Raw genomic sequence first — 12,432 nt, 5'->3', positions numbered from 1 at the left:
GATTCCTGAATTGCGATCAACAAATTAATGCGGGAGTGTTTTATATAGTGGGGACGTTATTTTATCACTGCATCAAAAGTATTAACCGCACCGTAATCATTTACGAAACTCCCTGTAACCTTACTACCTGCACTGCCCGCCAAGTCCAATGTCATGGTGCTACGAGGAGCCACCATCGCATGGTCAAGTTTTTTACCATTAACCGACAGGTTGACCAACGAGACATAATAAGGCGTTGGGTTACTGGCCTGTACCCGATTACCCTGGCTGTTCCAGGTTAGCGCTTTAGCCGCTTCATTGGCGTTACCTTGCAGACCCGCTGGGCGATAAAACAGCTTGATGCGCGAACGGAACGCCATCTGCAAGCGGTTCTCAGTTACTTTAGCCTGGGCTTTGGCTGGGACTTCCAGCACGTTCAGCCAGAACACCGATTCTTTATCCATCGGCAGCGAGCCACCGGCGTAGCTGATACGTAACGTCTGGCCTTTGCTTGGCTCCACACGGTTCATCGGGGGCGTCAGGACGAACGGCACCTTGATCGCAGCCGGTTTGGCGTCGGCGTCACCGTTATCGATCCAGCTTTGCAATAAGACCGGTGATGGACCACCGTTACTGATTTTGACGCTGACTTCTTTGGCATCAGAGGGGTAAATCACCCGCGTACCACTAATCACCACGCTGGCCAGGCTACTGACGCTGAACAGGGTTACTGCGGCAACAACGCCAACTTTTAGCACATTAGTAGAAAGTAACTTCATCATAAACTCCGAACACACTGACAGATTGGGAGGGGCGTACCCCTCCCACAGTCCATTACTGGTACTGAATAGAATAAACAACGTTGCTGACTACGGTACCCGCAGTGGTCGGTGCCTCTGCGTAGTAACGTACGATGTACGGCAGTGTAGCGCTACCACTGGTAACCCTTTGATAAGTCATCGCGGTAACCTGATCTTGGCTACCGGCTTTGATCACGGCCTGAGTCGGGCTTGAAGCGTCCAGCAATTGCAGGCTGACGTTGGTAGCACCGCCGGTAGTATTAAGCAGGCGACCAGTTACGGCATCAACGGAAGCACCGGCCTGGAAGAAGGCAGAAGCAGTCTCCAGGGTGCCTGCGCAGTTGCTCAGGGCCATTACGAAACCGGTATCACCGGCAGTGCGAGTGGCGGTTTGCAGTTGGCTGGTGCTTACGGTTGGCAGAATAACGGTCGCATCCGCTTGCTGGCCATCAACCACGACGTCACAGGTATTTGCAGTCAGTTCACCGTTAAAAGTGATGGTGCCGGTAGAAGCAGCCTGAGCCATACCTACAGTACCGAAAACAGCGATCAGGGATGCAACGATAGTTAACTTTTTCATATATATTCCTACTTACCTTGTATTATGAATACCATTTTAATATCCATTAAAATGGCCTGGTGGATACCCATAGGTATGGATATAGCTAGATGACTCCAGCATTTATATTTACAACAACTTACTTAATAAATAGCGAGGAGATTCGCTGGTTATCGACGCAATAGCCAATACCATGAACGTTCGCTATAAAATCTTCCGGGAGTCCAAGTGACGCCAGTTTTCTACGTAATTCATTTATTGCATGCCATAAACGCTGGCTGGATGAAGATAAATTAATCTCCTCCCAAACGTTTCTCATTATGTCATTTTTATAGATGACGGCATCCCGGCTGTTCGCCAGCAAATAAATCAGTAATCGGGTCTGGATCTCGTTTAGAGAGATAACCTTGAAAAACAGGGTGCGCTCCGAAGCTCCATCAGAGTAATAAAGGAGTCTACGATTGGCAATATCGAATTGAATGTCATCATCAATTAGGAATCCATAAAGTCTATTTTCCATATGTATCTCGGATTATTATTTTGGTTTTGTAACAAAAATAACAAACCTCCCTTAGGTGAGACATTATAGGAGCAATTTCCACTATGGCAACTGCGCCAAGATGATCACATTGCCATCTCCAAAAGTCTCATAACAGTGATAAATGCTGATCAATTCAACTTCCTAAGAACTTACCGCTAACCGAAACGAATCATCCTGGTGTTTTTCATATCTCATTACTTCACCCTTTTTTAGTAGTCATAAATGTCAAAGATTTTTATCTTACAATATTTATATCTGCCAATTAAATTTTACTCTTTGCTATTCAAACCATTACCTACAAACTCAAGATTAGGATTTATCTGTCACGCCGATATATTAAAGCCTTTACCGGTGAAGCTATCCTTTACCTCAGTAAGATGAAGCCGCTTTACTTCGCTCTCCCCTTGCTGATGGAGTAAATACTAAGTCATGAATGAGATTCTTCTGAGTGAAGTAGTTTTAATCTTAATAAAAAACAAAAAAACACATGATAATCAATAATTTAAAAGAAAATATTAAATCATAACAGATCGTTCTAAATCGCTCTTAAATGATATCAGATCTCATTTGAGGTTTATTATTAACACATTGTTTTTTAAATGAATAAGAATTGTTATTTATTTTACCCACCATCAGGAATGCTTAAACTATACTTCAAACAAACTAGGCACTCAGACCATAAAAAGTTAATATATTGAAATGAAACAAAATATCATCATTAACGACACCGTACTGTACCTTCCCGAAGAGCACCGCCTGTGCCCGCTGCGCGCTCGGGGCAAAGAAACCGTTTTAAACGTTCCTGCCAGCCGTTGCCTGCAATTAATGTTGCAACGCCCCGGTGAGGTGATCAGTCAAAGCGACTTTTTTAACGAGGTATGGCAAAAAAACGGCCAATATGTCACCGCCAATACGCTCTATCAGAACATCTCGTTGGTAAGAAAAGGGATGCGGGAAGCCGGGTTGAGTAAAAATATCATCCGAACGGTTCCTAAAGTCGGGGTGGTTTTTTCTGGAACCATTGAAATACAGCCAGAAGAGAGCGCCAACATCATAGTGCAGCCAAGCAATAAGCCAGAGCCGATCCCTGTCGAGATCTCACAGGCCGAAACGCTGCCGCCAAAACGCTCGGTTTTAAACCAGACCAAGCTATTGCGCTATGGCCTATTTACGGCGTTCATCCTGGCTATGCTGATCCTGCTGGCCAGCAATCAGTCGCAAAGCGCGCGTTTTTTTGACAGCCACAATAAAGCGGCCACCATCAATCAATGTTCTGTCTATATAGATAGAGACGATCTGGAAACCAATGTGGCCGGCTACAAGGAGTATTTAACCGTTAACAATGTGGTCTGTAATCCGGATGAGTTTGTCTACATTACCCGAATCCCGGCAAACCACAGCACCCTGGTATTATTTTGCGATACGACGGCACAAGGCGATCTGAGATGTTCCTCACGATTTCAAATCGATAATCAACACGACCCTCTTGCCGGCCTGCGACCCGCGGGGAGCCAATAGCGGTTTAGCTATATAAGGTGAAGAAACAACGAACGGCGGCGGCGTGGTTGACCGGCAGATTGCAAGAGATCTGCAAGTGGGTTCCCTGCCGAATAATGGTTATTAGGGGGGCTTGCGGCCCCCCTCCTCTCTCCTGCCAACCTCAACCTCAGGCCAGTGCTTTAGCCTTAAGCTGCTGGTATTCACTTTCGGTGATCACGCCGTCATCCAACAGCTTTTTGGCGTCCGAAATTTGTTCGGCTGGCGATTTGCCTGCAACCTCACGGATGTACTCGTTGGTGGCAGAGACGGATTTCTGCACCTGCGCACGATGCCGCTCGGCCATGCCTTTACCACGGGCAATCAGATAGACCAGGGACGTTAACAGCGGGATGAACAGCAGGAACACAATCCATACTGCCTTATAAAAGCCGCTCAGTTGGTGATCGCGGAACAGGTCGGAAACGACCTGGAACAGGATAAACAGGTAGGCGATGAAAAAGAAAAATGAAAACGTGGTAACCAGAATATCCCACAGGGTAAGTAGGTGATATGTCATTAGCGCTCCTTATGGTCTAGCAAAACCAGAATAAAACGGCCTTCGATAACAGATTGATGTTTAGCACCATAAGTATATGTCGTACTTTCATTTTTTCCATGTTGGGCGGGAGAAATACGGGAAGGGCATATGTATGGGCAAAGCACGGGCCCCTCACCCTAACCCTCTCCCACAGGGAGAGGGAACCGATCGAGTAGGCTGAAAATGCGGTGATATACCTTGGATGGGGTCGTTCGAGTTTGCGGAGATGACTTCTTTGCTTCCAAAGAGCAGGGGCCTCTCCAAAGGGACCGATCGGGGTTGCTGAGATTATCGCTTTGCTTACAAACGAGCACTAACTAACAGCTCCCTCTCCCTGTGGGAGAGGGTTGGGGTGAGGGCTATGCGTTACGCCAATGGCCATGCAGGATGACATCGTCGACAATTTCCTGCACGGTCAATTTTGCCTCAACGTCGTTAAAAAAATCACTGGTCGCGATCTCAGTCTTATCATTCAGCCCTGCAATCACCGTGAGGTGACTAGCCGGGTAGACCTCATGGACGCGAGTTTGCAGTTCGTCCAGCAACGCCTCACGGGCCTTCTCAGACAGGTTGTCGAACAGATTGTTATCAACTTTTATTTGAATATTCATTTGGCAGTCTCTAGCAATGGGCTTGGGGTTATCCTTATCATGATAGGCTCAATGTACAATTTTTGGCTAGTACCGGTTCACTACGCTATACATCAACTTTTTATTCTGACAAATGTGAAATTTATTACACATTACTCTATTAAGAAACCCAATATTCATTATATTTGCGGGAAACAGTCAAATTATAGACTGTATTATCAATGCTATTTAAACAGTGCCGTTCCCCTCCCCCGTAAATGCTGGATATTGTCGGTAGTCACCTGTAACATCACAATAAACAGCAAATAGGAATTATCCTATGAAATTACCTTTAGCTGAATTTTTAGCAAACTTTTATTGCACTCTTTAGATTTAAAAACGGTAGGTAAAAATTTTATTCTATTTAATCCTAACTCTGGCGTTTTTTAAGCGAAAAAATAGGAGTTTTCTTTGGTACAGCGTAAATTTCTCACTCTAACAGAAGTCCGCAACCTGATGAGTGCTGCCAGAAATACACAGACTGGAGTACGAGATAGCTGCCTGATCTTACTGGCTTTCCGCCATGGATTACGTATCAGCGAACTGCTACGACTGCGCTTTCGCGATCTTGAAATGGCTGAAGGACGGATAAATATACGCCGGCTTAAAAATGGATTCTCTACCGTTCATCCTCTGATGAATGACGAATGCGAGGCAATTATGGAATGGAAGCAGCTCAGGGCCCAATGGAAACCCGGTGCAGACCCGGACATTATCTTTATTTCTCAGCGAGGAACCCAGCTATCGCGCGGTCAGGCCTGGCGCATTATCCGCCAGGCTGGCGAACTGGCAGGCACGGTCATCAACACGCATCCCCATATGCTACGCCACGCCTGCGGCTATGAACTGGCGGAAAGGGGCGCCGATACCCGCTTGATCCAGGATTATCTGGGGCACCGAAATATCCGCCATACCGTACGCTATACCGCCAGTAATGCGGCACGATTCGCGGGGATATGGGAAGCGGGTAAACGAAAAAACGGCTGAACCCGCCGAAATAACCTTACTATTAGTATACCATTCAGCAAACCCTGCTTTACTACCGCCGGGGATCGCTGTCATCAGCGAACTCCGGCGGTAGTAATAGCCGATATAGGGCTATTGATTAAAACAGGCATAGAGCTCGACTTCACTCTCAATGCCAAGCTTGCCCATCATGTTGCGTTTATGCGCACTCACGGTCTTGACGCTGCGGGAAATCTTCTTCGCTATCTGCGAAATACTGAAGCCCTCTTGCAATAAGCTATAAACCTTTATTTCCGAGCGGGAAAAAGGTCTGGCATCGGCATTAGACAAACTAGCCCCTTGTTCACTACGCAGAGACGGACTGATAACAATCTTGCCAGCCAGAACCTGATCAACCTGATTAACTAGCTGACGAATATCTTCTGATAAAGCAATATAGGATGCCCCAGGCAGGTAACCCGGGCAACCCAACACCTGTTTTCCTGGCACATCAGTCATAATCAGTAGCGGTTTGTCCTGCCTGACCGATTGAACAAATGACAGCAGCTTCGCCCCCATAGTGATATTTTCATTCAGGCCATAGAGCTCACTGACGATCAGATCGGCATCAGATAAATCATCATTAAATACCAAATCATAGATGGAGTGTGCCGGTACGATCTCAGCGTCGGGCAGTTTGCGCCTGAATAACTGATGCAAACCATGCCAGGTAACAATGCAGGGATGCATAATCATTATTTTTTTCATCGAGTCTCACCACTCAGTCCGTTTATCTTGGTTAAATAAACCAGCTTACCCGCCAGCAGGTAGAGCTCCTCATTGGTTGTCATCTGTAACTTTCTAATGATCGATTTCTTCTGCGTGCTGATGGTGCGTACATCTTTGCCGGTCACATTGGCGATAGCCGTGGCACTACGCCCGCGCAGTAAGGCCAGAGCAATTAATCTTTCCTGCTTACCTAATAAAGCCGCATTTTTGGGCGCTTTGTCAGTCTGATTGCTGCCTAAACATTGGGTGATTTGATAAAGGTTAACCGGATCGATCAATACCGTATCTACGCCGAAAGCATGGAGAAGTTGCACCATCCAGGCCATATCATGCTGCAACCAGATCACCGAGTTGGTTTTATGATGATAACTGGCAATATCTGACAAAAAGGATAATAACGACAGATAGTCAGTGCCACGAGATAATGAGCTAAACAAGATCACATCAGGTTTAAATTCATAAACTTTCTTTTTGGCATCGGTCAATTTACTGACCCGGCAAAAACTTAACTCCGTGCTGCCCGCGTCCCCCAGTAACCGTTGCAGCCCGATCCAATTGATCCTGGATGGCTCGACAACCAAAATTCGTTTGCGGCTTTCCGCTGTCGCATGCTCAGCTTGCTGATGATTTGCCTGCTGCATTTTTCCTCCTAAATAACCGTGTTTAGTGCCGTTCCCCCAGGCTTGAGGCCTCGTTCAAAGGCACATTCAAGGATACAAAAAGGTCACACCCACCACGGCCTTGACATTACCCGCCACTACCTGACCGGTAGTGCGCGCATAGTTGGCGGTCAAACCTAAACTGACTGCAGAACTACCGACGGTCCCTAGCGCGACGTTCCTGTTGGTCGGAATAGCGCCATTGCGGTTGGCAACCTGAATACCAATTCCCTGAGCCACCGGTGCAGAGGCAGTGTTGGCAAAAATCGTGGATGCGGCATCCGTGGTTGGCCCGGTCAGGTAATAGGCCAGGTTTTGATTCTTGGCGCAACGCACCGTCAACGGTATCGACACCGTTCCCGGATATTCTGGCAGATTCACGGTAACGTCGCGGGAAGAGACATCACAGCCACCAGTAGGGATCACCACGCTATTGCTGGCATAGATATTCCAAATATAGGAATGCGATTCCCCTACGTTATTGGTTTGGTGCATATTTAACACCGCAATCAAAGAACCACTGGTTATCGCCACGCCACCTGCAGTGCTGATAGGCGTGAGATAAAGCACGGCGGGCCATGGCGTCATAGTGGTGGTTCTATAGACAACGGACTTGGTTTCAGAGGTTGTCGGGAATGGGTAAGAAGTACCGTCATACACAAAGCTACCGGTGAAACTTGCCAATACGCCACCATAGGCCGAGCCTCTCTGCAGAGAAACGTAGTCTATTCTGTTCTCTGGAAAGTCATTACGGCAGGAGATCTGACGGGACAAATCAACGATCAGGTTTTGGCCCACCCCGATCTGCGGAGTCAAATCAACAAACACGTTGGCGCTGCCGCCGCCGATAGGGATGGTCGCCCCGGCCGCCGTTCGGCAAGCAAATGCATGAGCACTGGATGAATAGCCAATCAAGAGCGCAGCTGCACCGAGATATTTCAGAAATACGCGGATTAAGTCTTTCATATGTTCTTCATCATCAGGAATAGGTGTAAGTCACGTTGATCAGGGATTGAATCGAACCCTGCGTCACATTGCCGCTGGGCGTGATGGCCCTCACCTGCAAAACCAGGCTGGCCGCCAGCGATGCATCATTCACCGCCACGACTTTGGTACTGCCGTTGGGCAGATTCCCCCCGTTGCTATCAGCCAGTTGCAACGCAATATTGCGGGCCGCGCCCTGATTGGCGTAATAGTTCCGGGTGCTATCAGCCGTGCCGGAAAAGGTCGCGGTTACCTTTGAGGTCCCCACCGGGCAGTTGGTAAGGTTCAACGTCACCGCATGCCATGGCGAAGTCGCACCTACCGCCAGCAGGTTGAAGGTATACAAATCACCCAGCTCTACCGTGGTGGACACGGTGGATACCGTGCAGGGTTTTGCCACCACCTTGCCATTGATGGTGATGTTGACATCTGCCGCATGCGCCAAGGGGAGTACCATCATCAGTAACCACCCCGCGATCGGAACCAGCTTGCTCATGTTCATAGCCCTTTTCTCCGGTTACTGAAATTCCAGGGTGAAGTTTGCCGTCGCTCTAACCTGCCCGGCAGTCACCGGGGCACGGGTCGCCATCAGACGCGCATAGAAATACAGCGTATTGGATTGCCCGGCGGTGATATTTGACCAGTTCAACCCGCTCGAGAGCTCATTGAGAGCAATGGCATTGCCGTTGTTATCGAGGATCTGTATGCCCGTGCCGGCTGCCGCACCGGCCCCACCGTCGATTTTCAGCAAAGTCAGATTGTCGCTGTCTGCCACGCCGGTGAAACCCGTCTTCACCGCGATGGCTGAACCGCCGCATTTATCGAGCACGATGCTGAACGGCACCATCGGCGTCGTCGCCCCTACCCGATGCAGCTGCTTGGCCGCATTACTCATCAGATCCACCACAAAACTTTGCGACCCCGGCGCTATAGAGCAGGCATTGTCCTTAACGTAACCGTTAATGGCGATAGTGCTGTCCGCAGCCTGCGCTACCCTGGTGCTAAACAACGCCAGCAGACACAGGCTATAAAGTTGTATTCTCATTGCTCGCCTCTCCCGCCCGGCGTCATCGGCATACTGCCGTTAGATAGCTAAGTGCACGCTGCTGACTTTCCGGTGGCAGTTGGTAACTCGCTACGCACTGCCCGCCCGCACCCTCGCCCCATTTGGCTTTCACCTCGCCACTTGGCGGCAGCCCGGTCAGATATACCTGCCCACCGTCGGCAACAATGCTGCCAGAGCGGCCATTATCGAAGGACACCACCGACCCGAATGGCAACGGTTGTCCGTTATAGGTCAGCGTCATCAGTACCTTAAGCCCGATATGGGTTTTAAAATCAGCCAGCACCACCGCGCCATGATTCGGCACCACGCTGACCACCGCGTCATCCAGCTCGACGTTGTTTGCCAGCGTATTGGGGTTCAGCGCCACGCGGTTTTCCCGGTAATCCATGGCAAACGGTAGTACGGCATATCCCCGCCAGTCGGTACGTATCCCGCTCTGGTTTTCCACCGACACGTTCCCCGCCCCCGGCGCTTTGACCAGGATCAGGGTGTCGTTCAGCGGTTGGCTAAGGGTGATGCCATTCTCATGCGCCAGCACGCCGCCGCTCAGCCCGTAATACAGTTGGCTGGTACCACTGCTGCGGCTGTAACCCACGTTGGCGTTGCCAGAAGCCCCTCGATAGTTCAGCGATGTGTTACCCGTCCCGCCTGAAGTGCCCGTTCCGCCTCCGGCGTAACCGGCCTGCACGTTGTAACTCAGGTTGTTATCCTCCAGTAACGTGCCATACACCCCAGCCTGATTGGTCATCCTGCCGCTCAGATCGTCAGACATGCTGTAGCTGACGCTGGAGCGGTTGAAAGCGGACTGGCTGTCGGAACGCAGCCAATGGCTGAACGGGATGCTGATGTTGAAGGCCAGCATATTGTCGCGTCCGTCCTGCCAGGCATTTTTGGTCAGGCTGTAGCTGAGGGTATAAGTGATATCCTCCAACGTACCGCTGAAACCGGCCTGCAGTTGTTCATCCGCCTTACCGACCCCCCAATAAGTCTGGTGGCTACCGGTCAGATAAAAGGTGCCATTTTCCCCAACCTGCTGAGTCACCGTCATCTGCAACCGCCCACGCTTGTTGTAGGCCAGATTGTAGTAATCGGTGAGTTTCGGAATGAGCTCGACGATACCTTCATCGGTTGACGCCTTGTAGCCGCTCATCTGGCGCCAGGTCGTGTCACCCAGCGCGTAATAGCCGCTGGTTGAATAGCGGTAACCGAGCAGTTGCAGGTTGGTGCCCCACTCGTTTAATGCCTTGTTATAAAGGAAGCGCAGCGACTGCCCCTGATGGGTGCTGTCATCCGGCAAAGTCGCGCTAGCCTGAGTGATGTCAAGCGACACAGCGCCGAAAATGCCCAGGTTTTTAGCCACTCCAAGGTTGAACGCACGATAGCGATCGGCAAGCTGAGTCCCGCCAGACAGCGTCCAGCCGTCGGCCAGCCCCCACATCAGGGTGCCTTGGCCGAAGGTAGGTTTTTCTTGCTGATCGTTACCGCTGCGATACTGCCCCACCATCACCGTATATCTCACCTGCCCTTGGCGCAGCAGCCCAGGAACCGACGTATAGGGCACGGTAAAGACCTGAGCCGTGCCGTCGGCTTCCTGAATGCTGACTTGCAAATCACCGCCGCTGCCAGATCCAGACAGATCGTCGATGGTAAATGGGCCTGGCGGCACCGTGGTTTGGTACACCTCGAACCCATTCTGCTTGACCGTGACCCTGGCGGTGCCGCGGGCAATTCCACGGATCACGGGAGCATACCCTCGCTGGCTGTCTGGCAACATATTGTCATCCGTCGCCACCTGTACGCCGCGGAAGTTCGCGCCGTCGAAGACGTCCCCTGAGGTATAGCCGTCACCCAGCGTCAGGCGACTGCGCAGTAGCGCAATGTCCCGCTGCAAGTAGGTATTGACGTGCTGCCAGCGGTTTTGATTAGAGCTCGAACCGCCGCCGCTGGTGTAGCTCCAGGTAGTATTATCCCGCAGCCGCCAGGCTCCCAGATTCACGCCGCTTTGTAAGTTAAGGAAGGCGTAATTGCTGTTGCTCGACTGGCTGTTACGGACATTACTGCCGGTGAAGCTGTAATTGAGCAGCCCGGCAGTGATGCCGTTTTGCCACTGGTCAGGCGGGATATAACCACGGGCAGAGTTGCCCATGTAAGCCTGCGGAACACTGATAGACAGGCGCTGCCGCCCGACGTCAAAATCAGTGGAGGCTTCCTTGATCAGCGAGGTTAATGGTACGCAGGCTTCCGATGCCAAGATGGCCATTCCCGGGACCGCCCGGGTATTGACACCCATGGTGGCCAATTGGCTGCGGGTCAGGCAAGGCACCAAGGCCTTGTTGTCGGCATCGGGCCGGAAAGAGACATCCCGGGTCGACATAAACCCGTCATTCATATAAATGTCGACACGGTAGATACCCGGAGGCGCCTCAAGTCCCTTTTCGAATCCAGACAGATCGGCCACCTTCGCCGGATCGTCAGCCAGAAAACGAGGGTTGAAGTAATTTTCCGCTCGAGCCGATGCATCGCCACATAGCGCCCACAGCATCAAAGCCAAAGGCGTTAAAGTCAGCTTTAAGATGGGGGCACCCTGGTGGTTATCGTTTGTCACTCTGCGACTTTCCGTGCCGTTTTTCAGGTATAGCATGATCCCTCCGGTTCGATACAGGTCGCCCGGCTGCCTGATTTATCTGGTTATAGCTTGATGAAGTGGGTGGCGGCTCCAGGCCTTACTGCATCACACCCTTGAATGCTGGCGTTTGGGCACCGTAATCGTTGATCGTCCGATAGGAAATCGTGCTGCCTGCATCGGCAGGGAGCGCCACATTGGTCGAACCCATAGGCGACACCATAGTGTTTGCCAACTGCCGCGTGCCGGCGTTCAACTCGCTCAGCGTGATGAAATAGGGGGTGGGATTGACGATCGTCAACTCTTTGCCGCTACGTTTAAAGCGCAGTTGCTCCGGAGCCTTGTCTGGTGCAATACTCAGCCCATTGGGGCGATAAAACAGTTTGATACGGCTGGTAATAGCCAATTGCAGGGTGTTCTCATCCTGGCGTGATTTGTCCAGTGAGGGGATCGCTTTGACGTTAACCCAGAACAGGCTCTCCCGATCCTTCGGCAAGCTTTGATTCGTCGCATCAATAATGCGCAGCGTGTTCTCTTTTTTTCCCTGCATCAAATATAACGGTGGCGTAATAATCAACCGGCCATCTTTTTGGCCATCGGCGTTTTCTACCCAAGATTGGATCAGATAGGTGCTTTTCTCATCGTTATTGCTGACTCCCAGAGTCACCTGCTTCTGATCGGCAGGATAAATCACCCGGGTCGCGCCCAGGCCGACTCCGGCGTTTGCCATACCCACATGCCCCGCCGCCAACAGCAGCAGCGCGGACATCACCTTTCCAAC

At 50.7% G+C, this 12,432-nt stretch carries 14 protein-coding genes; 2 read left to right on the top strand and 12 right to left on the bottom strand.

The window, feature by feature from the left end:
- Positions 1–56 precede the first annotated feature (56 nt).
- The 3 genes from D9980_RS25410 to D9980_RS25400 all read right to left on the bottom strand — a co-directional run bounded on the left by D9980_RS25410 (position 57) and on the right by D9980_RS25400 (position 1,858).
- A complete protein-coding gene (locus tag D9980_RS25410; protein WP_121608785.1) occupies positions 57–758 on the bottom strand; it encodes a fimbria/pilus periplasmic chaperone in 702 nt (233 codons plus the stop codon).
- Positions 759–813: 55 nt separating this feature from the next.
- Entirely contained in the window at positions 814–1,359 is a 546-nt protein-coding gene (locus D9980_RS25405) for a fimbrial protein (RefSeq protein ID WP_121608784.1), read from the bottom strand.
- A gap of 118 nt (positions 1,360–1,477) precedes the next feature.
- Complete coding sequence (locus D9980_RS25400) at positions 1,478–1,858, bottom strand: winged helix-turn-helix domain-containing protein (protein WP_121608783.1); 381 nt, start codon at positions 1,856–1,858, stop codon at positions 1,478–1,480.
- A gap of 720 nt (positions 1,859–2,578) precedes the next feature.
- Between D9980_RS25400 and D9980_RS25395 the strand changes: the two genes are divergently transcribed.
- A complete protein-coding gene (locus D9980_RS25395) occupies positions 2,579–3,397 on the top strand; it encodes a winged helix-turn-helix domain-containing protein (protein ID WP_121608782.1) in 819 nt (272 codons plus the stop codon).
- Between the two features lie 148 nt (positions 3,398–3,545).
- On the opposite strand, the gene D9980_RS25390 is transcribed toward D9980_RS25395, so the two are convergent.
- A complete protein-coding gene (locus D9980_RS25390) occupies positions 3,546–3,935 on the bottom strand; it encodes an SHOCT domain-containing protein (RefSeq protein WP_024484143.1) in 390 nt (129 codons plus the stop codon).
- A 380-nt stretch (positions 3,936–4,315) separates the two neighbouring features.
- Entirely contained in the window at positions 4,316–4,567 is a 252-nt protein-coding gene (locus D9980_RS25385; RefSeq protein ID WP_024484142.1) for a DinI-like family protein, read from the bottom strand.
- A 429-nt stretch (positions 4,568–4,996) separates the two neighbouring features.
- On the opposite strand from D9980_RS25385, the gene D9980_RS25380 reads away from it, so the two are divergent.
- Positions 4,997–5,572 carry a tyrosine-type DNA invertase gene (locus D9980_RS25380; RefSeq protein ID WP_046808073.1) on the top strand — a complete coding sequence of 192 codons (576 nt, stop codon included), beginning with the start codon at positions 4,997–4,999 and terminating at the stop codon, positions 5,570–5,572.
- Positions 5,573–5,683: 111 nt separating this feature from the next.
- Here the strand turns inward: D9980_RS25380 and D9980_RS25375 are convergent, their stop codons facing one another.
- From D9980_RS25375 to D9980_RS25345, 7 genes are all read right to left on the bottom strand, one after another.
- On the bottom strand, positions 5,684–6,298 hold the full coding sequence (locus tag D9980_RS25375; RefSeq protein WP_046808072.1) for a helix-turn-helix transcriptional regulator: 615 nt from the start codon (positions 6,296–6,298) through the stop codon (positions 5,684–5,686).
- The gene (locus D9980_RS25370; RefSeq protein WP_121608781.1) at positions 6,295–6,960 is read right to left on the bottom strand and encodes a response regulator transcription factor; all 666 of its coding nucleotides are present in this window, start codon (positions 6,958–6,960) and stop codon (positions 6,295–6,297) included. Before D9980_RS25370 ends, D9980_RS25375 begins: the two co-directional genes overlap by 4 nt.
- 66 nt (positions 6,961–7,026) lie before the next feature.
- Entirely contained in the window at positions 7,027–7,944 is a 918-nt protein-coding gene (locus D9980_RS25365) for a fimbrial protein (RefSeq protein ID WP_024484138.1), read from the bottom strand.
- 13 nt (positions 7,945–7,957) lie between these two features.
- Entirely contained in the window at positions 7,958–8,464 is a 507-nt protein-coding gene (locus D9980_RS25360; protein WP_121608780.1) for a fimbrial protein, read from the bottom strand.
- A gap of 15 nt (positions 8,465–8,479) precedes the next feature.
- Positions 8,480–9,007: a fimbrial protein gene (locus D9980_RS25355; RefSeq protein ID WP_121608779.1), complete on the bottom strand. Its 528-nt coding sequence runs from the start codon at positions 9,005–9,007 to the stop codon at positions 8,480–8,482.
- Between the two features lie 22 nt (positions 9,008–9,029).
- Complete coding sequence (locus tag D9980_RS25350; protein ID WP_121608778.1) at positions 9,030–11,669, bottom strand: fimbrial biogenesis usher protein; 2,640 nt, start codon at positions 11,667–11,669, stop codon at positions 9,030–9,032.
- An 82-nt stretch (positions 11,670–11,751) separates the two neighbouring features.
- Positions 11,752–12,420, bottom strand: coding sequence for a fimbria/pilus periplasmic chaperone (locus D9980_RS25345; RefSeq protein WP_273543345.1), 669 nt, complete (start codon positions 12,418–12,420; stop codon positions 11,752–11,754).
- Positions 12,421–12,432: the final 12 nt, after the last annotated feature.

This window comes from Serratia sp. 3ACOL1 (assembly GCF_003668775.1).
GTDB lineage: Bacteria > Pseudomonadota > Gammaproteobacteria > Enterobacterales > Enterobacteriaceae > Chania > Chania fonticola.
The sequence above is the reverse complement of the archived record's forward strand: the minus strand, read 5'-3'. Positions and strand labels throughout refer to the sequence as shown.